The organism is Xenorhabdus szentirmaii DSM 16338, from assembly GCF_002632585.1.
In the GTDB taxonomy this organism is placed as follows: Bacteria; Pseudomonadota; Gammaproteobacteria; order Enterobacterales; family Enterobacteriaceae; genus Xenorhabdus; species Xenorhabdus szentirmaii.
The window spans coordinates 145,421-166,110 of sequence record NZ_NIBV01000003.1; the positions used below are offsets into that span (position 1 = coordinate 145,421).

Below are 20,690 nucleotides of genomic sequence, written 5' to 3' on the forward strand. Positions count from 1 at the left end.
TTCATCAACGGTCAGCCGTTCTGGGAATCGGACTTGACCGACTTCGGCAACAAAAAATTGACCACCTCCACACTGAGATTAATCAGATCCCCGGGTGACATCATCATCAGGTCATTTTTGGTCAATGCAGGGGTAGTAACACGCGGCAGGACAAGCAGCATGGAATCCACATCCATTTCCAGCAGAGCCTGTAAACGTGCACCGCGCAGCGCACCACTGTTAGGTTTGCGTACCACCACTTCCGTGATTTCGCCGTTGCCTCGCGCCAGTGGAGCTTCCAATTCAATGGTGCGCAGATCATCATTTTGAGTGTTCAGTGTTTCAGTCATGGTTCAACCTTGTTTATCCGATAGAGGACCTGCCTCATTAAATTTGTTGAGGCAGGAAATAAGTTTTAAAAAATCTAATTGCCAAAAAAGCGATTAAAAAAGACCGATAGCGCGGCGATGCTGTTCCAGACGATCTTCTCCACCGACTTTTTCAACCATGTTGATGGTGTCGATTTCAATCAGTTCTTCGCCATCCCACGTCAGTTTGAAATAGGTATTTTTGGCGGTGATTTTGGTCTGAGAGTTATCACCTTGTTTATAAGTACCGTGATCGAACTCCTGGAAGCGACCACGCATAACCACTTCAACCGCAACCACATCACCGGTATCTTCACGCTCAAAAGAGCCGGCAAAGCGCAACATAACGCCATCTGCTTTCGCAATGCCCCACTGTTTGTACAGTTGAGATTCAATGCCGCCCAGCGTGAATTCAGCATCCAATGCCCCTTCATCCAGCCCTAAATCCACCATTGCACTGCCGTTCATGCCAGCGCCACGATAAGCTTCCAACTTGCGGCTCAATTTCGGAAGGGTCAGCTCTTCCACGATCCCCTGATAGTTGTTGCCATCATTGAACAAATTCAGGTATTTAAGTTTGCGAGGTAATGCCATCAGTTAGCCCCTTAGTTGTTGATACTTTTAGCGAAATCCATCAGGTAACTATCTGTAATGCGCTGGTGCAACATTAAGTTTTCCAGTGGCGGCACAGGTGTATAGTTGTAATCGATGGTCAGTTTGCCTGCTTTCAGAGTGTCTTTATCGTTGATTTTATCGTCGTACCAACAACGGCCATCAATGATGTAGCCACCGGCTTTCAGTTCGCGGAACTTAGCATTGATACCTTCGATGATGTCGCGCACCAATGATGGCGTCAGCGGTTTATCGATAGCCCATATGTGTGCGTCAGCCATGGTGTCAGCCAGAACCTGAGCGGTACGGGTGTAGCTTTCGAACTGGAACAGCGGATCACTAGAACAGGTGCGTGAGCCCCAGAAGCGGAAGCCGTTTTTGCGGATCAGCGTCGTGATACTGTTTTGGTTCAACAGATCAGCGTCAGTCGCGGTATCTTGCAGATCCCAGAACACATCCGCAGACAGGCCAGTCACGCCATTGACGCCCACGTTGGACAGTGTTTTATGCCAACCAGTTTCTTGGTCGATCTTGGCACGCAACCCCAGAGCATAAGCAGTTGCGGCAGCAGGCGCTTCTTTATTGGTAACCGTATCCCAGCTCAGAAAGTCAGGCCAAATCAGCATCAGCTCACGCTGATTGAATTTTTTGCGATACCCGATGACATCTTCGATTTTTTTACAGTCATAAGCGGATACATAAGCCATCGCTTTCAGTTTCTGAGCAACAGGGATCAGCGCAGTAACAACAGCGTGTGAATCCAGACCAGGAACACCCAGAATGCGTGGTTTAACACCGAGTTGACTTGGTGCCGCAAGCAGTGCTTTTATGCCGGTTTTCTTACCTTCAGCAGTGACACCACCGATGATATTAGTAGTGGTTTCTTCTTCAGATTTGCCCTCAGCAACACGAACAACAACAGTGACAGGTTGAGCCTGAGCTGCGATTGCTTTTAGTGATGCAGACAATGTCCCTTGTTCCCCAGCCTTGCCACTGGCGCTCATAACGTCAGTGATCAGGACCGGAGTGTCTAATGGAAATGTTTTTTCGTCTGCGTCAGGGGCGGTACAAACCATACCTACGATAGCAGTGCTAACGGTAGTGATGGTGCGGGTGCCTTCATTAATTTCCTGTACACGGACTCCGTGATGATATTCTTGTGCCATATTAGCGTTCTCTCCTATTAAGGTGTGGGCATATATTGGCGGATTAGGTCAGGGAAATCATTCGATTGGGTATGTGTGGGGGAAGGTACAAATGTAGTTTTATATTTTATTTAAAAATCAATATGTTGAACTCTAATTTAATTAATCCTTGGGTGGATTAAGGGGAATTGGCGATTTGACTGGGATGAAAGTCATTGTGATCAAATAACAAACATAAAATGATTATTTATTAATCGTCATTTGATTTAAGATTTACTCTTTTTAGTGTTATTCAATACAATTCTGACTTTTGGTTGTTTTTTGATAGGTAAAAATGGGGCGTTTTTATCTTTGATCGTAAGTTTTCAGGGTATGAGGAATGGGATCTTAACTTGGATCGTTAGGGTTCATGGATTGTGAAAAACCTCGGTTTATCGGGAACTGTGGAGCGGGCGGAGAATGCAATCTCTAAAAACGACGCGAATGAAAAATTTTTGCCCCGACTGAGTAATTCGGGTGCGCAGGTAGGTGCACTGACAATCAGTAGTGATAATGATTGGCCGGGAATAATATTTGAGACAGCCAACCGTTACCGTATCGGGATAGAAGGAACCAGGGGTAAAACATTAACCATTTGGGCTAATGATTCTAATGGTGAACGTCGTTACGGTTTATTGATGCTCGAAAAAAGCGGCACGATTGCTACGGTAGAGGATGTTGAGGCTACTACCCGTAATCTGCCTATGTTGAGTGTTGGCCAGTCAGTAATAACGTTAACCTCAACCTCAGCTAGGTCATTGGGCGTCAATTATGCTAATCAGTCAGGAAAACCCATTGCTGTTTGCGTTCGTATTGTTGGAGGAACCAGTGCAGCCGTTAAAATACTCGTTAATGGTGTTGAATTTGGTTCAGGGCATTCCATAGCACAGCACACATCGGCGGCAACGGCATTTAGCATTGTTCCAAATGGTGCAACGTATCGGGTTGAGTCCCTATTTACAATCGAACAATGGACAGAGTTACGCTAATGAAATACTACATTGATGAAAAAACGCAACAAATTTATGCGTATGAAAATGGTAGCCAGATAAAATCAGGGTTAACCTCCATCCCTGAGGCTGATGCGCTGGCAATTGCCAATCCGCCGCCAACACCAGAGCAGGCCGAATATCAAAAACGGCAACTACTGAGAACGGCAGCATAGGACATTGATATCTGTCAGGATGCCGTAGATTTAGATATCGCCACCAATGCCGAAAAATCCGCACTAACCGAATGGCGTAAATATCGGGTATTGCTCAATCGGGTAGATTGTTCTACTGCACCCGATATCCAATGGCCGGAACAGCCGAAATAACAAAAGGGGCTATATGCCCCTAATAATCACTCTGGTGCGTTAGGCCAGTCAATGTCTGGTACTGCCGAACAGTCTACACGGTTCAACAACACATAGTATTTTTTCCACGCTGTTAGTGCTGCCCGTTCTCCGTCCGTTGCCATGTCGAGATCAACGGCGTATTGCAGCGGGGCTATTGAGTTCAACGTCTGAGACATCCGGTATTGTTTTTGAGATTCAGTCTGTTGTATCTCATGTTCGCGTTGTTTCGCGGTATCTGTTACCCATCGTGTACCATCCCATTTGTCAAATTGGGTTTTAGGTGCCAATAGAATATGTTCCGGTTCTAACTCGCCGATATAGTTAATGCTCAATGCCTGCTGTGTTCCGGTATGATACGCTGTTTTGCCGCGATGATCGGGAATGCGCTCCCACGCCAAATTATCGCGGGTACGGCAAATCGCCATTCCTGTACTGGCTATGGGCGGCTCATCTGTACACGAGTGCGCCGGAATACCGACACCAACAGCCAGATATTCTATTGTAGTGGATAAATATTCTCCGGTGATCTCAGAGTAGTTATAAACAGTAATATTCCCTGCCAGTGTGGCGATATTATTTTTACCTAAAACAGCATTGTTCATTATGCAGCCCTCACAATATAGTTAAACGCGATGTTTCGTGGGCGAATTGAAAACGCGGCCAGCTCAACACTACCAGTAGCAATTAGATTTTCCTTTGGAGAAAAATATCTGCCACTTCCATGTTTAGGGGACTCATAATTAGTAGCCATATTATCCGACGGATATGAACTGGGATAACTATTAATAGGGGGTGTTACCAGTCGCCCGGATGTAGGCGAATCAGCGTAAATATAAATACTGGGTAGTTCTGTTGCAGCTTGTCCTGATAATAAATCACGCAGCTTATCAACTCCTCGACCATCGTCCCATCCTCTCAGGAATTCACCACGCAAATCGGGCAATATTCCTGATGGATAAACCTGAGCCAGTTTCGGGCATTTTTTCATATCAAATGCCGAGCCGTTACATTTCAGCCATCCAGCCGGAGGGGTTTCCAACGGCCACGGAACAGGTACGCCAACTGGCAGCGCCGACCCTTCCCCTAAACCGAGGTTTTTCACAAACTCGTCTTTGTTTGGAATATCAGCACCATTCTTGCTTTTTTCCAGACGACCATTCGCATTATTATCCGCAGTCCTTGCAAGATCATACGTCGCTTTAACCGCCTTTGGTGTCGCCGCATGCGTTTCACTAGCGCTGTCCACTGCGCTGCTCAGGATCACAAATCCTTTTTCTTTCAGCGTCGCATCTGGGTGGTTACGGCTGTTCGCATGTTTCTGGATAGAATCATCCACATATTCACGCGTTGCCAAAACGACAGAAGGATCAACTTTCAATGTCACCGCGTCAGCGCTGCTGACAATTAGGATCATGCTGATAGTCTGGGTGCGGCCGGAGCCTTCCTGCAATTGCGGTTTGTAAGTTTCCGCGCAGTTACCTACTGCAATCAGAACGCCGTCTTTGTCAAACAAGCCGATTTCACGAATCCACCAGCCGCCTTCACTCTCAGGAATAACCTGCTCGGCGATGATCTGATTGGCGTTTTTAGGATCGATGCTCAACATGTTAATTGCCGCACGGCGTTTTTCGTTAATCAGTTTGGTTTGTTTGGTATCTGGTGTTGGCAATTTGCCGCCGCCATCACCAACGGCCATATGAGTAATTTCAATTTTCGTTCCCAATGCCACGGCATTGGCCAATTTATCTACGCCTAATTGTGTCAGCAACGTAAAGAATTTGGTACTCATGGTCTAACCCTCATGTCGTCAATAATATGTATGCCTGTCCCCATAAAACCTGAGCCAGTTACAGTCAATTTTTCTAAAAAATAGGGATAATCGATTAATTCATCGTCAATAATATGCATACTTGCGCCCACGATTTCTGAGCTCAGGTACCGTGATCAGCACATCAGTTTAGTGAGTTGTGTGTTCATGACGTAAGAATGCCATGAGAAAGCAGGTCAGACATTAAATCCGACTTGTAAGGAATAACAAACAAGACAAAACAAAAATAACTGCCCGTAAGGCGAAAAACTGCTTTATACAAAGGAAAACCAGCTCTGTTTCGGATAATCTCTTGCTGCCATCGATAAGATCCCTTTCATGGAGAAATCATTGCTTCTCGAACGTCCCGTAAGCCAGTTTTTAATTTGGTTAAAAATAGGCTACCTGATACAATGGAAAAGCTGAAACCTCATGAGAATCCCCTGATTCATTCCGACCAGAGTTAGCAGCACCCGATGGTTTATCATCAGATGCAAATAACAGAAAACGGGTCATACAAAATATATCCCACAAAGGTAACTGTTTAGATAATGCTTCTGTGGAGAGTTTTTTGGGAATATTGAAATCTGAGCGTTATCACAGTGAGAAATTTAGCTCAATCGATGAGTTGAAAAAGACAATAGTCGATTATATTTATGACTATAATCATGACAGAATCAAAACTAAATTGAATGGATTGAGTCCACTTGAGTACAGAACTCAATCCATTATGAGAATATAATATGTGTCTAACTTTTTTGGGTCAGATCAATTTTTCCTTTTTATTATTTTTCGTGTGATGGTACTTTATGCAATATTTTTGAAATGCCATTTGACAAATTTTTCATATCAGAAAAAGATTTAGAAATCCCATCAGACTTAACCATATAAGGTAAAGTAAGCGTTCCATCTTTAATAGCTTCGTCAATCGTATCAAAAACTTCAGCAAGAGGTTGAGATATAATTTTAATATCTTCCAATGTTTTTATTTTTGTTAGTTCAACTACTAAGCTAGAAAAGTGAACTAATAGCACACCTAAAATATCTGACAATATACCTTCACGAGCAACAGAGTCAGATAATCTATCAATTTCCTTACGGATTGAAGCTCTCTCTCGTACAGCCTCTTCTCTTTCAAGACCTCTTGAAGTTACTATATAAACAGAATCATGACTTTTTACAATTTCATTTAATTCTTTCATAAATTATTCCTATTTTAAGAGCCAAGTCCAGAGCCAATATTAAAAAGTTGCGGGCATAAATTATCAGGATTCCATTTTCCAGTGATAATTTGTGGTAAAGCAATATATAGTTCATCTCCTGCATTGATACTATGGCCATCTGTTTTGAAATCAATGTGATCATATAATCCCGGAAAGTTATTAGTATATACATGGGTGGTATGCTGATTCCATTTTCCTTTTATTGAATTATTACAATACTTCCAATTTGATTTGCCTATTACTTTATGGTAGACGACAAAACTCATAAAACATCCAGTTAGAATACATTGATGTGGAATGTGAAAAATATAACCACCCAATCCATCAGCAGATTTTTTAGCCCTCAGCTTCATGATATTAAAATTACCATGAAAATATAATTCATCCATTTTCATATATTGTAAAAGCTCTCGGGCCAATTGAGGACGATTCTCTGGTGCAATACCTGTTACTACTTTTGTGAATTCAACGTCAAATATATCCCAGAATTTTCCATTAGCATTTATGCCCATACCTACTGGAAGTTGCCGCTCCCCAGAGCCTCCAAGATCTGTCAAAGACGCATTTTTATTTACTGCCAATGCGGTTCGCTCATTAATATAACTGGTGTACATATGGGTAACTCGAGCATCATTTCCAGCCATCAAGGTATTAGCAGTAGTACCAATAGGCATTTTTGCTGTTTCCGCTAAACCGAGGTTTTTCACAAACTCGTCTTTGTTTGGAATATCAGCACCATTCTTGCTTTTTTCCAGACGACCATTCGCATTATTATCCGCAGCCCTCGCAAGATCATACGTCGCTTTCACCGCCTTCGGTGTCGCCGCATGCGTTTCACTAGCGCTGTCCACTGCGCTGCTCAGGATCACAAATCCTTTTTCTTTCAGCGTCGCATCTGGGTGGTTACGGCTGTTCGCGTGTTTCTGGATAGAATCATCCACATATTCACGCGTTGCCAAAACGACAGAAGGATCAACTTTCAATGTCACCGCGTCAGCGCTGCTGACAATTAGGATCATACGAATAGTCTGGGTGCGGCCGGAGCCTTCCTGCAATTGCGGTTTGTAAGTTTCCGCACAGTTACCTACTGCAATCAGAACGCCGTCTTTGTCATACAGGCCGATTTCACGGATCCACCAGCCGCCTTCACTTTCAGGAATAACCTGTTCAGCAATGATCTGATTGGTGTTTTTAGGATCGATGCTCAGCGTGTTAATCGCCGCGCGACGTTTTTCATTAATCAGTTTGGTTTGTCTGGTGTCCGGTGTCGGCAGGCTGCCACCACCATCACCAACGGCCATATGGGTAATTTCAATTTTCGTTCCCAATGCCACGGCATTGGCCAATTTATCTGCGCCTAGCTGTGTCAGCAAAGTAAAAAATTTGGTACTCATGATTTAATCCTCATGTCGTCAATAATATGCACCCCTACGCCCACAAAATCTGAGCCAGTGACAGTCACTTTTTCTAAAAAATAGGGATAAGTGATTAATTTATCGTCAGCAATATGTATGCCTGCGCCCACGATTTCTGAGCCGGATACCGTGATTTGCTCTGAAAAATAGGGATAAACGGTCAACTCGTCACCACTGTAAGTCGCTGCCGAATAGTAATATTTACCCTGTGTATCTAAATTGATGTCCAGGCCAATCAGGTGTCGGCTCACAGGCTTGGCATCAAAAATCAGTTTTTCCAGTTCGTTAAATGTTTCCTGAGTGATGCCGCTGTCCAATACCCCGATATCCAGCCGGAACGTGCCGGGAGCATCATTGGTTTGCCACCACTCTTTTACGCGGATGAGATAACCCAACGGTTCAACCACCCGCCGTATTGCACCAATCGTTCCTTTATGTTTGTGCAGGAACAGTGAGTTTTTGATAACCTCCCTTTTGGTGCTTTCAGGCCAATTCTCGTCCCAGCGATCTACCGACCAGGCCCATGCCAGATAAGGCAACAACGGTTCTGGACATGTGTCCGGGTTCCATAACTCACGGAGAGGCACGTTGACTTTTTGCAATTGTGCACAAGCCTTGGCCGCCGCAAGTTCTAGCTGGGTCGAGCCCATCGGTAGAAGGCGATCACTCATCCGAACCTCCCATTGTCAGGGTGGTTTTGATGCAGTAAGACGCCTGGGTTTTATCCAGAACAACGTCTTTCTGCGGCGCTTTCAGTTCTACGCGCTGGATGCCTTCTACATGCAATGCGGCATAGATTGCGGACAAACGAATATCGCGTCCCAATCGATGCTGCGCTTCGACATACTGCTTCAGCTTCTGCTCCGCTGCTTTGCGAATAGGTTCTGATTCCGGTGTCGGGAAGATGTACAACACTGCATCAATTTCGTATTCCACAATGTTTGCCGACTGAACGGTCAAACGATCCGCCACCGGACGCACGTTTTCGTCGTTCAGCGCTTTCTCAACTTTTTGCAGTAATTCGTTGGATGCAACACCTTTATCTTCACGGGACATGATTGTCACAGTGACCATGGCCGGTGACGGGCTGATTGCCGACGCATCTGCGACTCGCCCATCCGCACTTCGGGCATGGTATTCATACGCCCCTACCGGACCAGCAACGCTCAATCCCTCAAAAGCCTGCGGAATGCGAACCCGGTAGTCATTGTCAGACTCCATGACCGCCGGGGTCGGGGGAACGGTGGCGTTATCCGCAGGACGCAATATCATGCGGGGGACATTGTTATTTGCTCCCAATTGATCCAAATCGCTGCCCGTTGAATAAGCCACCATCACGGCGCGTGCCGCTTCGTTCACCCGTTGGCGCAATAGCAATTCGCGATAAACATTCTCTTCCAGCAACTTCACCAGAGGTTCAGACTCCAGCTGCAAAGTGCGGGCAATGGCTTCTTGCTGATCTGCTGGATAGAGCGATATCAATCCTTTTTTGCGCTCTTCCAGTAATTGTTCATAATCCAGAGGCTCAACCACATCCGGTGGTGGCAACTGGCTTAAATCGATTGTTGGCATACCTTACCTCTCAGGAATTGCCTTACCGGGAATGTTTCACCGGAATAGAAAGTGAAAATTCTTCGGTGGATTGGTGATAAGTACCTGTAATATCCACCACCATTTTGCCGTCTTGCCCGGTTTCCATTGTGATGGATGTCAGCGCCACTCTGGGTTCCCAACGGCTGATGGCGGTATAGCTTGCCGCCATGACCTGAAGCCGGAGTGCCGGGTTCTGTGGCCAGTCGATTAATTCAGGCAGTAAAGAACCGTAGGTACGGCGCGCAATGCGGCTGCCCACGGGGGTTAATAAAATATCGCTGATGGATTGCCGGACATGTGCCAGATCCATTAACGTCCGGCCTGTTTGCCGGTTCATTCCCAGATACATCATACGGGGCCTCCTGTTGTGTCACCGCCTGACCTGACGCCGGTGTGTTTATGGGAATCCACGACCACACCGTTGGAACTGAATGAGCCTCCGGTGTGTTCAATATTGCCCGTCATTTTTCCGCCATTTCGTACAATCAAGTTGCCTGTGCTCATCAGCTGCGTACAGACGACTTCCGGTGTATCCAGCGTAATGCGGGTGCTGGCGACACAGGTGATTTCCGGTGCAGTAATACGGACAGAATCCGATGCAGTCACCGTCGCAGTTTTGATTCCTGTTACAGTCAATGCGCCGGATTGCGGCTCATACTCCATCACAGCACCATCCGGAAACGTCATATGTGTCGCTTCAGGTGATGCTGATGGTGCCGGAAACTCATCAGAAAAAATGGCAGGCAATACAAAGGCGGTGGTCAGTTCTCCGCCTATGGACAGTAATAAAACCTGCTCACCGACACTGGGTGCCCACCATGTGCGGGAGTTTCCCGCTCTGGATGTCAACCAGTGCAGCCAGTTGGTTTCTATATTTCCTGTCGCGACCCGGCACATTCCCTTTGTGGTGTCCACTTGGGTAATGACGCCGGTTCGGATCAGGTTGCGCAATAAGCGCATCAGTTCAGTGAGTTGTGTGTTCATAGCGCAAGAATGCCATGAGAAAGCCGGCCCGACATTAAATCCGACTTGTAGGAAGTGGCAAACAAAAAGGAAGTTAAATTATTTAAAATCAATAAAATAAAAAGCTTTTCCCTCAATGGAAAAAAGCTTTTTATGGCAGGATATGATTATTCCGGCCGACACTGCCGGACAACATCACGTACATACTGTTGCAGATAATCTAATTTGGCTTGATCGCGGATAATTCCGGCTCGGATATCGTAAATAGCGCGTCCAGCCTTTGCAGTGAATTCGATTTGGGTTCCATCGCCCACGCTGCGGGCGCCGGTATTTCGGTTTTGGGTGAGCTGACAGGTAGCAAGATTGGCGGCGGCGATTTGCACCCGCCGATAGCCAGCGGCAATGTCAGTCCGCAAAGCCACATTTTCTTCAGCGACATGAGCTAATTTTCCTGAATAGTATTCATCCAATTGTGCGGCCCGGTCTTGGGCATCTTTCATTTGCCGGATGGCAGCCAGCGTTTCCGAGCGAGCTTTTTGGTTGATGGCGACAAGCTCTTCAGCATGTTGTTGTTTCAACATGGCGACTTCATTAAGAAACCAGAAACGATGCCCCCACCAACCAAGGATACTGCCAATCGCCAGACTGATAATCAAAAGCGTTTTTTTCATCGTTCCTTTATCCAACCCTCCCCTAATTCCAGAGTTGAATCATGGATTTGCTAGCTGCGGGCATGAACTCAGGTAGTTCAACCCTCGTTCCATGAGGCAATATTGCGCCCAAATCCGCCAGTCCCGGATTCGCTTGCAATACGCGCTCAGTCATACCCAGTGTACGACCGTAATAACGCCAGCATATGGCATCAATCGTGTCATGTTGTTGTGCAATAATTTGCATATGCTCTCCTTCTTCCTTTACCGGAAATAATGGATAAATCGGAGCGTTATGTTCGAATATCCCTCGGAATCGGGCAATGAAATGAGATTGTCAGAAGAACAATACAAATGAATAACCGGTTTTGTTCATACTTTTTCTTCTCAGGAGGGTTTAACCAACGTTAGCTACCATGAGTTCCTGCATATCGACGCAATCAGCCATGATCGCTTTTTAAAATAAATAAGGGGCAGGAAATCATTTCCTGCCCCTTATTTATGATATAAATTGCCATCTGTCAGAGACTATTGCTCTTTTGGCTGAGTTAATTCGGTAACCATTTACCATCTTCCCGGATGTTTTGAATAAATTCCATTTCGCGGCCATAAATATTGCTATTTCGGGTGCCAGTTATTCTTGTAGAAGATTTGCTGCTAGTTCCAATCCTAAAACACATCTCAGGATAATGTAGTAATATTCTTTTTTTTAGTTTACTTGCAAGTAAAAATAGAGTTGATTCAGAAACATTAGCTTGTTTATCGAAAAGTACTTCTTCTATCCTCATCCTTTTCTCCCGCTAAATTTATTCTTCTATTGAACCCAGATTTCTTAATATTGTGTTACCGGTCACCTCATTATCTAACAAATGACCGTCCAATTGACTTGGGCAATTGTTAAGCCTTTTTTCATAAGGTGCAGATAGCTCTGCTATCCAAACCAGTGCCAACTCTTTATCTTCTGCATGATTGCATTCGCAGCTTGTTGCCATTCTGGCAATGAAATTAATACGTTGCGCTACCAATGATTCCATAAGAGATTCCACTGATCCATCTGCCTCCACATAATGAGCTGTATGTATATACAGTACACGTAATAAGACTAAAATTAAAGTAGTTTTTAACTTTTTTAATGATCAATTTTGATAGTTAATAACTATTATCTGTTGTTTTGACAGAAATATTTACATATTGATGCTTTCTTCGACCAGAGAATGGCTGAGATCTGTAATAGCAAAATGTCTGTAAATACAGCAAGTAAAAATTCTGAGCAGCCCTTCGAAGCCACTCTCAGTTATCTCCAATATTATTCGACTATTAAGTATAAAGATTGAAATCTGGATGTTCATGATGCACTATCTCTCAATGGTTTTCAGTGCAACCAGTTCGGGCTCATCAAGGTTCTCAATTCGAGATCATGATTGAGATAATAATACCTATCATCTGTACCGTCAATGAAAAATACCAATATTGAGATCAAAATGGGAGCTGATAGTGGGGGAAGGCCCGCTATTGAACGTCTTGTCCGTGCATATGGATTTAAATCACGTCAAGCCCTGAGTGACCATTTAGGCGTTTCTAAAAGCACAATGGCAAACCGTTATCTTCGTGATAGTTTTCCCGCAGACTGGATCATACAATGCAACCTTGAAACAGGTGCCTCACTGCTGTGGCTAAGCACAGGACAGGGAGAAATGTTTCCAGATGGAGATCAGGGTAAAACAGAACGGCTGGAAGATATCATTGCGCCTTCAATTCTTCGTGTAAAGTTATCAGGTGGCAAGCTGAGCGAAGCCCCGCCTGTGATACTGGATAGTGAATTAATTGCAAAGGAACTCAAAAAACCGTTAGTTGTTGATGATGGTTCCTCATGGTATCTGCTGGATACTCAGGAAGACAACATTCAGGATGGATTATGGCTAGTGGATATTGAAGGTATGCACAGCATCAAGAAGATTGCAAAAATTCCAATCAGCAAGATCCGGGTCAGTGACAATGATGTGACTTTCGATTGTTCAATCAATGATATCCAATTTATCGGCCGCGTCGCACTGATGATTTCAAAGCAGTAATATCCCATATACATCAAGGTTATCTTGAAGATAGCCTTGATGGTGTGTCATCACGTTCATACACCACTTTTACACATATATGGGTTCTGGATACGATACAAAATATGCTCCCGCAATGGATGCCCCTCCGCCAGTGCCGGGTGCATAAATGTTTTTTCGTCTTTGCTCATCCCTAATTTTTTCATGACGCTTTCTGAGCGGTAATTAGACGTTGTTGTGAAAGCCACAATTTCCTTCAGGTTCATTTCGGTAAATGCAAAATCTAAAACCCGGCGGGCAGCTTCACAAGCATAGCCTTTCCCCCAAAAAGGTTGATCAAGCCGCCAACCAATTTCAATGAAAGGAGAAAACGGAAATTCAATATTGGGAATATTGAGTCCCACAAAACCCATAAATTCATGGCCCTGCTTTAGTTCCACCGCCCAAAGTCCCCAACCCCCTTGTATTTCAAACTTGCGGATAATGTTATCAGCCAAAGTGTTACTTTGTTCCTTAGTCAGTGTGTCAGGGAAAAACGCCATCACCTCCGAATTGCTGTTCAGACGAAAAAAAGGCTCTCGATCTTCCTCTTTCCACGCTCGTAACCTTAATCTTTCTGTTTCCAATTCAACAATCACATCATCTCCTTAACTTTCCGGAAAAATTCATTATCAGTAAAAAAATTGCCGGAAAACTATATCTGTTTTCCGGCAAAATGTATGTGATTGCATTATTTTCTATTGGGTTATTAAGCCGATAACCGGATATCAAACACTGCTTTTCGTTTTTAATTTATCTCCTTGGTTATCTTTAATAGGGACAACGCGCTCCGCCTCTGGTTTTTTCTTGTTCTCAACCTGTTCAGATTGACCAACAAATAATCCACCACGCCGGATAGACATACTTCCACAACGACTTACACCCCGTAATTCGCCATGTTCAAGAATGTCCAGAGTTTCAGCACAGCATGTCCCTTCTACATGGCCATCAATGATAATTTCAGGAGCGTTAAGCTCGCCTTCCACCTTTCCGGCATGCATGATACGAATAGCACCGCCTTTTACGCGAATGTTACCAATGATTTTTCCCCAGACTTGAATATCACCTTCCATCTCAATATCACCCTTGAATACTGAGTTTTTTGCAATAACCGTGTTAGGGCGGGCTTCAGCACTGAGTACTTTTTTTTCTTCAGACTGGGCAGGTACAATTGATGCAATAGAGTTGGCAGCGGGTGCCTCAGTTTTTTTTCCAAACATAGCCTTCATTCTCAATTTCATATTTGTGAAGTAAAACGCTAAAGATAAAAAAGATAACGTTGCTGTTACGGCGCAGCTAAGATGATAGTCGTAAAGGTATAACCCTAAGGTGATCCCCCAAAGAATCCATATACTGTATAAAAAAGCATTATCTGAAAAACGATACTTTTTCATCTTTTTCTCGTTTTTGTGGTCTGTTTTTATATTTCATCAGCAGATATATCGATAGATATCCCTCGGTAAATAATGGGGAAAAAGGTAATAAAAGCACATTCCTACATTATACCAGTATAAAAAACAATCCATCGGGCTATAACAGTAAAATTCCTCATGCTATTACACGGATAAGCTGATCAATTCAGTTAATCAACTGAGTAAGAAACAACCTCACCAAGCCCAAAAATCACTCTCGATTTATTTAACATCATACAAATCAAAATTAAATATCACTGTTAAAACGTTAAAATCATGCTTGCGATACAGATGAAAGATTTTTATCATTTGAAAAATGATTAATTAAAAAAGGGGAAATAGTGCTGTAATGTTAACTATTTTAGCGGGTATGGATGAAGCTCTAATTAGTCTGTTCTGGTATAAAATTTCTAAATACACCATTTTGTTAACTTTCAGATCGTAGAAAAATTCATTTTTTATTTAAAATAATGGTTTTAACAATTCAGGTCTAATCAATATTTCTTGTTTTTTCATCTTCCATTAGCCAGGATGACATCATAAAACCAAACAATAAAACAAAAAGCACTGAAAAAAAACCATTGAAAATCACAACAAAGCGACATAGATATGCTTCTCTGTCAGGGTAATGACGCCAAATCACTCGCTGAACCAGAAACATAAATTCTCATAAATTATTACAAATGAGCAAACATTAATTAAACAATCATGTAAAAACCACACAAGATAAGACAAGAAAAAACAAACTTTCAACATTTTTTTAATTACAAAAAAAGACGACATAGAAGAATAACTTTATATCACAAATTTTCACGATCAAACCTAACACAAATATTTATTTCGCTATATAATATAAAAAGTGATTTAATTGATGTTAACATGATTAATCCTCAAGATCTTTCAATGCTATCACATTCACACTCAGTTTTATCAACACTGCCATTGTCGCACAGTCATGAGTCACCAAGGGAAGCTCTCTAAACATTAATTAAATAAATAAATAAACCATGCACCCATCAAAAAAAATGATTGCTCATGATACGGAAATTAGGAGTATTAAATGAAAAGGAAGACAGGCGTAAATCAAAAGAGTATTTGTACTCTTCAATTAACTATTCCGGATTTCAATATTCTGGAACATAAACAAAGGGGAATGTATATTTTACTTGATGGTGAAATGATGTGGAAAGATTGCAATAATACCTACCATATCACACCCAATGAGATCCTCTTTACTCACCCCGGCAGTTATGCAACCAAAACCAATACAGAAAGCTGTCAGGTATTGTGGTTGCCATTACACATGGAATTTCTGCGCAGCTTCTTAAAGCGGTTCGGGCCATTATTGAGTAAAATAGAGCGGCAAGATTTCCCGGCTCGCCGATTGATTCCTTTTGATCAATTTCCCTTGCTGACAGAAAGCATTCAAGGTCTGGTTAACTTATTAGCTCATGATTATCCTCCCGCCGTGATTCAATTAAGAGTTGAAGAACTATTACTGTTGCTTACTCTGGGTAAACAAGGTGAATTATTAATGTCTATATTACGGAAATTAAGTAATCGCCAGGTAGAACGCTTACAAACCTTTATGGAATCGCATTATCTCAAAGAGTGGAAACTGAATGATTTTGCACGTGAATTTGGTATGGGACTGACTTCCTTTAAGGAGCTTTTCAATAGTATTTACGGTACTTCTCCAAAAGCCTGGATAAGTGAACAACGTATTCTCTATGCTCATCAACTGCTGCTGAACAGTGAAATGAGTATTGCTGAGATCTCATTAGAATCTGGTTTTTCCAGCCAATCCTATTTTACCCAAAGCTATCGTCGCCGTTTTGGTTGTACACCTAATCGCTCCAGATATGGTAAAGATTAATGCTGCATATTATCCATTGCTTTTGGTACTGTTTAACATGAAAGAAATCCCCACTGCTTCAGGAAAAGCCGATTTATCCAAACTGAACCTCATCCACTTAAAATATGAAAAGGCTAATTATGGTGGCTTATCGATATCGATAACCCGGTAAACTTAGCTTTAAGTCACCTCCAGAATTATCATCATTCCTACTCACGATGGTTAAAACGCAGTTAATCTATATACAAAATTTATTCTAATTTTCCATACCTTATTGATCAAACTTAATATTTATCTCTCCTTGCCTCGCTCAATATTTTTCTGCAATTATGCTAACCAATAGTGAAATACTATTGAAACAACTCCCCTCTTTCGATAAATGAAACAGATGACGAAATACCTTTATTTTCAATCATTCCCTTTATTTCATAAAATTGTTGCCAATATGCCTTTTCACCTTCAAAATAAAAACAGGATACTGAATAGACACAAAAAATGAGTAATGATAACGTAATTCAACCTCTTTCGGATTATTTTAAACACTACCTGCAAGCAATATAAAAAATATTGTTTTCAGGTAGTGTATTAAAAATGAAGAAAAGGTATTTCCGCCAGTTTTAATTCAATTCACTTTCTTGCTTTTTGCTATCGGCACTATAAAAAACTGTACCCAATTTTATTCTTTCGCGCCCTGTAGACAAACGATGCCGGTTAGTATCACGCAGGGAATAAATACAGCCACAATATTCCTGTTGATAGAATTCCTCGCGTTTACTAATTTCTATCATGCGGGAAGAACCCCCACCTTTACGCCAGTTATATTCCCAGTACATGAGATCAGGGTAATGAGACGCGGCACGAACACCGCAATCATTAATCTGCTGCATATTCTTCCAACGTGAGATACCAAGAGAGCTTGTTATGACCGGAAAACCATGTTCATGCGCATAAAGTGCTGTCCGCTCGAAACGCATATCAAAACACATAGTGCAACGGATGCCACGTTCGGGCTCATTTTCCATTCCCTTCGCACGCTCAAACCAGTTATCACGGTCGTAATCAGCATCGACAAAAGGAATTCCCATTTTCTCTGCAAAACGAATATTTTCCTCTTTACGCAATTCATATTCTTTTAGAGGATGAATATTAGGGTTGTAGAAAAAGATTGTGAAATCAATACCTGAAACCAGCATTGCTTCCATGACTTCCCCGGAACAGGGTGCGCAGCATGAATGCAGCAGTACCTTATTGTGCCCGTTTGGCAGGGGAAGCGAGTTACGTTCATAGTTCAGTGACATAATATCTTTACCTGATTCGGACAATAAAAAATCAGGAAGAGAACATAATTTCTCTCCCTGTGCTTATTGAGTAAACATTTTACCCTGTTATTCTACCTTGCGGCAATCTTTAACAAAATGTAAAAAAGTGGGCGGGATACAGGTAAAAGTACAATCAGGAACCCTGAACTTCGGGCAGAATTTGCCCACCGTCGACGACGATTGTCTGCCCTGTAATGTACCTGGCTTCGTCCGATGCGAGGAAACAAGCCGCATAGCCAATATCTTCCGGCACTCCCAGCGCCTGCATTGGCACCATCTTTTTAGTATGGTTGAGGAAATCGTCGCCAAATGCCTGCAAACCTTCCGTCATGATCATACCCGGCATAATCGCATTAATGGTAATTCCATGCCCTGCATACTCAAGAGCAGCGCTACGCATGAACCCCAATTGCCCGGCTTTACTGGCACCATAATGGCTATAACCTGAAAGACCTGTTATTTCCCCGGTTATTGATGAGGTAATGACAACCCGGCCATAACGCTGTTTATCCATGACGCTCAAGGCAGCCTGCACCAAGAAAAATGTTCCCTTAAGATTGACAGTATGCACCAAATCCCAATCTTCGGCGGTCATGTCCTTAAGATAATGCTGAGGAAAAATACCGGCGTTGGAACAAAGGATGTCTAATCTGCCATACTTTTTGACAATCCCATCAATCGCATTTTTACATGCAGCCTGATCCGTGACATCAAGAGCAATAAAATCGACTTCCAGCTCTTTGGCTATAATTTCTCCTCTTGCTTTATCCGTACCAGCAATTATCGTAATAGCCCCCGCTTGCTTTAATACCTTCGCTATGCCCCTGCCAATCCCTTTAGTACCTCCTGAGATAAAAGCAATTTTTCCGGCTAAACTAAACATAGATTTGTTCTCTTTATATCAATGGGTAGATTTTTTTTGTTCCCTTAAATTTAACTCTTAAATATATTTTTAATAATAAATTTATACAAGTTCAATAAATAAAATCAGTGTATCAAAAAAAATAAAGTATCATTCAATACATTTTTACCATGTATGATAAACGTGTTTATTAAAACCATCTTAGTTGATTTTTTGTCACCTGCTTTAATTTAATAAGCATAATAATATAAGGCATGAAATATGACTCTAGGAAATTCATTTTTGAATGAATATAATGGCGTAGCATTATCACCAATTTTATTTCTCAAAAGAGCGGTATTAAGCAATGGTAATGGGATTGCCGTTATAGATGGAAAATCGCGTTGGACTTGGCGGCAATATGCTAATCGATGTGAAAGCATTGCTATTTCGCTTCAGCAAATGGGTGTAAAAAAAGGAAGCGTTGTGTCAGCACTGTTGCCCAATACCCATGAATTACTTGAATTGCATTTTGCCATTCCTTTGGCGGGAGGAATACTCAATGCATTAAGTACTCGGACAGATGCCGCAACCCTCAATTTTGTCTTTGAAAAACTCAGGCCTCAAATATTATTTATTGATAAAAACCAACTCACCTTATTAAATAAGGTATCTTTAAATCATCCTATTAAAATAATTGTTGTCGACAAGGATGATTCAGAGACCTCATTATCCGGTGTTGAATATGAATATTTCCGTTACGAATCATTAATCACCGAATATACCCCAAACTCCCTGTCATTCATTGAATTTGACGAGCAAGAAGCCATCAGTATTAATACAACCTCAGGCACCAGTGGGGAACCTAAACTGGTTGTTTATTCTCACCGCGGAGCATTTCTTAATGCTATCTCTAATATTTTAGATTGGGATATGCCAAAGCATCCTATCTTTTTATGGACCCTTCCCATGTTTCATTGCAATGGCTGGTGCTTCCCATGGACAATTGCCGCCAGAGCAGGTACACACGTCTGCATGTGGAAATTTGATGCAGAAAACGCAGCAAAACTCATGCTGGAACATGGTGTAACACACTATTGCGGTGCTCCCATTGTTCATTATGCAGTGGGTAAAGCGGTGCAAAAATACGGTAAACATTTTGGTGGCCACGTTTATGCCCTTATCGCTGGTGCGCCCCCAACAGAAATGATGTTTTCTGTACTGGAAGCCGTCGGCATCACTGCAACGCACGTATACGGTCTGACAGAGACATATGGGCCGGTTGTTGTTTGCGAGGAAAATCATGAATGGAAAAACTTGCCCCATTCTGAAAAGGCATTAAAAAAGATGCGACAAGGGATCGCTTCTAATTTACAAGGGCAAGTGAGTGTTATCGATGAAAATAGCAAATCGGAAGTTCCTCCTGATGGTAAAACCATTGGTGAAATTGCCATTCGTGGCAATATCGTAGCGGCTTATGATCCAGAACGCCTCATTACACCAAAGACCACCGGGCAATGGTTTTATACCGGCGATTTGGCGGTTGTCGATCCTGATGGCTATATCAATATCATTGATCGAAAAAAAGATATCATCATCTCTGGTGGCGAAAACATTTCCAGTCTTGAATTGGAAAACGCCTTGTCCAATTACCCTGGTGTTGTCGCTGCGGCTGTCGTGGCAAAGCCTGATCTTTATTGGGGCGAAGTGCCTCACGCCTTCATTGAGCTTGATAAAAATGTATCGGTAACCTGGCAAGAATTAGATGATTATATTTGTACTGTAGTGGCGCGGTATAAAAGACCAAAAGGCTATACTTTTTTAACCCTGCCAAGAAATATCAACGGCAAGATTATAAAAAACGAATTGAAAATGTGGGTTAAATAATATTTTGGCTTGCCCTATCTCATATCAAATTATGGTCAAAGATAATCAGGAAATGAGATAGGCTTTCTTATTATCCTCTCCTATTTTATAACGCTTGTCATTTTTATAACAATCCCTTTTTTTAATAGCTTTTTTATCGAAAATATAACCAAA

Annotated in this window: 25 protein-coding genes and 1 pseudogene; 7 read left to right on the top strand and 19 right to left on the bottom strand. The window is 42.4% G+C overall.

Features of this window, described 5'->3' with window-relative positions; genetic code table 11:
• Positions 1-11 precede the first annotated feature (11 nt).
• From Xsze_RS19380 to Xsze_RS19390, 3 genes are all read right to left on the bottom strand, one after another.
• Positions 12-329 carry a phage tail assembly protein gene (locus Xsze_RS19380; protein ID WP_038239267.1) on the bottom strand — a complete coding sequence of 106 codons (318 nt, stop codon included), beginning with the start codon at positions 327-329 and terminating at the stop codon, positions 12-14.
• Positions 330-422: 93 nt separating this feature from the next.
• The gene (locus Xsze_RS19385; protein ID WP_038239270.1) at positions 423-941 is read right to left on the bottom strand and encodes a phage major tail tube protein; all 519 of its coding nucleotides are present in this window, start codon (positions 939-941) and stop codon (positions 423-425) included.
• An 11-nt stretch (positions 942-952) separates the two neighbouring features.
• On the bottom strand, positions 953-2,125 hold the full coding sequence (locus tag Xsze_RS19390) for a phage tail sheath protein (protein WP_038239273.1): 1,173 nt from the start codon (positions 2,123-2,125) through the stop codon (positions 953-955).
• Between the two features lie 395 nt (positions 2,126-2,520).
• On the opposite strand from Xsze_RS19390, the gene Xsze_RS19395 reads away from it, so the two are divergent.
• From Xsze_RS19395 to Xsze_RS22470, 3 genes and pseudogenes are all read left to right on the top strand, one after another.
• Positions 2,521-3,132 (top strand): hypothetical protein, encoded by a 612-nt coding sequence (locus Xsze_RS19395; RefSeq protein WP_038239275.1) that lies wholly within the window; start codon positions 2,521-2,523, stop codon positions 3,130-3,132.
• Entirely contained in the window at positions 3,132-3,308 is a 177-nt protein-coding gene (locus Xsze_RS22465; RefSeq protein ID WP_209435289.1) for a hypothetical protein, read from the top strand. The genes Xsze_RS19395 and Xsze_RS22465 overlap by 1 nt, the downstream gene beginning before the upstream one ends.
• Before the next feature lie 15 nt (positions 3,309-3,323).
• Positions 3,324-3,461 (top strand): annotated as a pseudogene (locus Xsze_RS22470) (tail fiber assembly protein); the annotation flags it as partial.
• Between the two features lie 26 nt (positions 3,462-3,487).
• Here the strand turns inward: Xsze_RS22470 and Xsze_RS19405 are convergent.
• Positions 3,488-4,084: a tail fiber assembly protein gene (locus Xsze_RS19405; RefSeq protein WP_038239277.1), complete on the bottom strand. Its 597-nt coding sequence runs from the start codon at positions 4,082-4,084 to the stop codon at positions 3,488-3,490.
• The gene (locus Xsze_RS19410; protein WP_038239279.1) at positions 4,084-5,271 is read right to left on the bottom strand and encodes a phage tail protein; all 1,188 of its coding nucleotides are present in this window, start codon (positions 5,269-5,271) and stop codon (positions 4,084-4,086) included. Before Xsze_RS19410 ends, Xsze_RS19405 begins: the two co-directional genes overlap by 1 nt.
• Before the next feature lie 541 nt (positions 5,272-5,812).
• Between Xsze_RS19410 and Xsze_RS23425 the strand changes: the two genes are divergently transcribed.
• Complete coding sequence (locus Xsze_RS23425) at positions 5,813-6,031, top strand: IS3 family transposase (RefSeq protein WP_422645807.1); 219 nt, start codon at positions 5,813-5,815, stop codon at positions 6,029-6,031.
• Between the two features lie 43 nt (positions 6,032-6,074).
• Here Xsze_RS23425 and Xsze_RS19420 read toward each other — a convergent pair whose 3' ends face one another.
• From Xsze_RS19420 to Xsze_RS19465, 10 genes are all read right to left on the bottom strand, one after another.
• On the bottom strand, positions 6,075-6,491 hold the full coding sequence (locus tag Xsze_RS19420) for a hypothetical protein (protein WP_038239281.1): 417 nt from the start codon (positions 6,489-6,491) through the stop codon (positions 6,075-6,077).
• Between the two features lie 14 nt (positions 6,492-6,505).
• The gene (locus Xsze_RS19425) at positions 6,506-7,906 is read right to left on the bottom strand and encodes a phage tail protein (RefSeq protein ID WP_084616279.1); all 1,401 of its coding nucleotides are present in this window, start codon (positions 7,904-7,906) and stop codon (positions 6,506-6,508) included.
• A complete protein-coding gene (locus Xsze_RS19430; protein WP_167331012.1) occupies positions 7,903-8,598 on the bottom strand; it encodes a phage tail protein I in 696 nt (231 codons plus the stop codon). Before Xsze_RS19430 ends, Xsze_RS19425 begins: the two co-directional genes overlap by 4 nt.
• Positions 8,591-9,499 (bottom strand): baseplate assembly protein, encoded by a 909-nt coding sequence (locus tag Xsze_RS19435; protein ID WP_038239283.1) that lies wholly within the window; start codon positions 9,497-9,499, stop codon positions 8,591-8,593. The genes Xsze_RS19430 and Xsze_RS19435 overlap by 8 nt, the downstream gene beginning before the upstream one ends.
• 22 nt (positions 9,500-9,521) lie before the next feature.
• Positions 9,522-9,872 (bottom strand): GPW/gp25 family protein, encoded by a 351-nt coding sequence (locus tag Xsze_RS19440; RefSeq protein ID WP_038239286.1) that lies wholly within the window; start codon positions 9,870-9,872, stop codon positions 9,522-9,524.
• Positions 9,869-10,504: a phage baseplate assembly protein V gene (locus Xsze_RS19445; RefSeq protein WP_038239289.1), complete on the bottom strand. Its 636-nt coding sequence runs from the start codon at positions 10,502-10,504 to the stop codon at positions 9,869-9,871. The genes Xsze_RS19440 and Xsze_RS19445 overlap by 4 nt, the downstream gene beginning before the upstream one ends.
• Before the next feature lie 146 nt (positions 10,505-10,650).
• A complete protein-coding gene (locus Xsze_RS19450) occupies positions 10,651-11,154 on the bottom strand; it encodes a lysis system i-spanin subunit Rz (protein ID WP_038239292.1) in 504 nt (167 codons plus the stop codon).
• Positions 11,155-11,176: 22 nt separating this feature from the next.
• Positions 11,177-11,380 (bottom strand): tail protein X, encoded by a 204-nt coding sequence (locus Xsze_RS19455; protein ID WP_038239295.1) that lies wholly within the window; start codon positions 11,378-11,380, stop codon positions 11,177-11,179.
• Positions 11,381-11,681: 301 nt separating this feature from the next.
• Positions 11,682-11,921, bottom strand: a complete 240-nt coding sequence (locus tag Xsze_RS19460; protein ID WP_038239298.1) for a DinI-like family protein — start codon at positions 11,919-11,921, stop codon at positions 11,682-11,684.
• A gap of 18 nt (positions 11,922-11,939) precedes the next feature.
• The gene (locus Xsze_RS19465) at positions 11,940-12,167 is read right to left on the bottom strand and encodes a hypothetical protein (RefSeq protein ID WP_038239299.1); all 228 of its coding nucleotides are present in this window, start codon (positions 12,165-12,167) and stop codon (positions 11,940-11,942) included.
• 420 nt (positions 12,168-12,587) lie between these two features.
• On the opposite strand from Xsze_RS19465, the gene Xsze_RS19470 reads away from it, so the two are divergent.
• A complete protein-coding gene (locus tag Xsze_RS19470) occupies positions 12,588-13,205 on the top strand; it encodes a phage repressor protein CI (protein WP_038239301.1) in 618 nt (205 codons plus the stop codon).
• 56 nt (positions 13,206-13,261) lie between these two features.
• Here Xsze_RS19470 and Xsze_RS19475 read toward each other — a convergent pair whose 3' ends face one another.
• Positions 13,262-13,822, bottom strand: a complete 561-nt coding sequence (locus tag Xsze_RS19475; protein WP_038239302.1) for a GNAT family N-acetyltransferase — start codon at positions 13,820-13,822, stop codon at positions 13,262-13,264.
• Positions 13,823-13,951: 129 nt separating this feature from the next.
• Positions 13,952-14,617, bottom strand: a complete 666-nt coding sequence (locus Xsze_RS19480) for a bactofilin family protein (RefSeq protein WP_051462436.1) — start codon at positions 14,615-14,617, stop codon at positions 13,952-13,954.
• A 1,078-nt stretch (positions 14,618-15,695) separates the two neighbouring features.
• Between Xsze_RS19480 and Xsze_RS19485 the strand changes: the two genes are divergently transcribed.
• A complete protein-coding gene (locus Xsze_RS19485; RefSeq protein ID WP_038239303.1) occupies positions 15,696-16,511 on the top strand; it encodes a helix-turn-helix transcriptional regulator in 816 nt (271 codons plus the stop codon).
• Positions 16,512-17,107: 596 nt separating this feature from the next.
• Here Xsze_RS19485 and Xsze_RS19490 read toward each other — a convergent pair.
• A complete protein-coding gene (locus tag Xsze_RS19490; protein ID WP_038239304.1) occupies positions 17,108-17,788 on the bottom strand; it encodes an epoxyqueuosine reductase QueH in 681 nt (226 codons plus the stop codon).
• Positions 17,789-17,942: 154 nt separating this feature from the next.
• Positions 17,943-18,692 carry an SDR family NAD(P)-dependent oxidoreductase gene (locus Xsze_RS19495; RefSeq protein ID WP_038239305.1) on the bottom strand — a complete coding sequence of 250 codons (750 nt, stop codon included), beginning with the start codon at positions 18,690-18,692 and terminating at the stop codon, positions 17,943-17,945.
• 261 nt (positions 18,693-18,953) lie between these two features.
• Here Xsze_RS19495 and Xsze_RS19500 point away from each other — a divergent pair, with 261 nt between their 5' ends.
• Positions 18,954-20,537 carry an AMP-binding protein gene (locus Xsze_RS19500; protein WP_244590086.1) on the top strand — a complete coding sequence of 528 codons (1,584 nt, stop codon included), beginning with the start codon at positions 18,954-18,956 and terminating at the stop codon, positions 20,535-20,537.
• Positions 20,538-20,690: the final 153 nt, after the last annotated feature.

Excerpts from the sequence above, each read along its gene's own strand:
- Xsze_RS19480 (WP_051462436.1), bottom strand. The coding sequence starts at position 14,617 with ATGAAAAAGTATCGTTTTTCAGATAATGCTTTTTTATACAGTATATGG.
- Xsze_RS19385 (WP_038239270.1), bottom strand. The coding sequence starts at position 941 with ATGGCATTACCTCGCAAACTTAAATACCTGAATTTGTTCAATGATGGC.
- Xsze_RS19465 (WP_038239299.1), bottom strand. The coding sequence starts at position 12,167 with ATGGAATCATTGGTAGCGCAACGTATTAATTTCATTGCCAGAATGGCA.
- Xsze_RS19405 (WP_038239277.1), bottom strand. The coding sequence starts at position 4,084 with ATGAACAATGCTGTTTTAGGTAAAAATAATATCGCCACACTGGCAGGG.
- Xsze_RS19445 (WP_038239289.1), bottom strand. The coding sequence starts at position 10,504 with ATGAACACACAACTCACTGAACTGATGCGCTTATTGCGCAACCTGATC.
- Xsze_RS22465 (WP_209435289.1), top strand. The coding sequence starts at position 3,132 with ATGAAATACTACATTGATGAAAAAACGCAACAAATTTATGCGTATGAA.
- Xsze_RS19495 (WP_038239305.1), bottom strand. The coding sequence starts at position 18,692 with ATGTTTAGTTTAGCCGGAAAAATTGCTTTTATCTCAGGAGGTACTAAA.
- Xsze_RS19430 (WP_167331012.1), bottom strand. The coding sequence starts at position 8,598 with ATGAGTGATCGCCTTCTACCGATGGGCTCGACCCAGCTAGAACTTGCG.
- Xsze_RS19455 (WP_038239295.1), bottom strand. The coding sequence starts at position 11,380 with ATGCAAATTATTGCACAACAACATGACACGATTGATGCCATATGCTGG.
- Xsze_RS19490 (WP_038239304.1), bottom strand. The coding sequence starts at position 17,788 with ATGTCACTGAACTATGAACGTAACTCGCTTCCCCTGCCAAACGGGCAC.
- Xsze_RS19485 (WP_038239303.1), top strand. The coding sequence starts at position 15,696 with ATGAAAAGGAAGACAGGCGTAAATCAAAAGAGTATTTGTACTCTTCAA.
- Xsze_RS19410 (WP_038239279.1), bottom strand. The coding sequence starts at position 5,271 with ATGAGTACCAAATTCTTTACGTTGCTGACACAATTAGGCGTAGATAAA.
- Xsze_RS19450 (WP_038239292.1), bottom strand. The coding sequence starts at position 11,154 with ATGAAAAAAACGCTTTTGATTATCAGTCTGGCGATTGGCAGTATCCTT.
- Xsze_RS19470 (WP_038239301.1), top strand. The coding sequence starts at position 12,588 with ATGAAAAATACCAATATTGAGATCAAAATGGGAGCTGATAGTGGGGGA.
- Xsze_RS19380 (WP_038239267.1), bottom strand. The coding sequence starts at position 329 with ATGACTGAAACACTGAACACTCAAAATGATGATCTGCGCACCATTGAA.
- Xsze_RS19435 (WP_038239283.1), bottom strand. The coding sequence starts at position 9,499 with ATGCCAACAATCGATTTAAGCCAGTTGCCACCACCGGATGTGGTTGAG.
- Xsze_RS19390 (WP_038239273.1), bottom strand. The coding sequence starts at position 2,125 with ATGGCACAAGAATATCATCACGGAGTCCGTGTACAGGAAATTAATGAA.
- Xsze_RS19440 (WP_038239286.1), bottom strand. The coding sequence starts at position 9,872 with ATGATGTATCTGGGAATGAACCGGCAAACAGGCCGGACGTTAATGGAT.
- Xsze_RS19425 (WP_084616279.1), bottom strand. The coding sequence starts at position 7,906 with ATGAGTACCAAATTTTTTACTTTGCTGACACAGCTAGGCGCAGATAAA.
- Xsze_RS19460 (WP_038239298.1), bottom strand. The coding sequence starts at position 11,921 with ATGAGGATAGAAGAAGTACTTTTCGATAAACAAGCTAATGTTTCTGAA.
- Xsze_RS19420 (WP_038239281.1), bottom strand. The coding sequence starts at position 6,491 with ATGAAAGAATTAAATGAAATTGTAAAAAGTCATGATTCTGTTTATATA.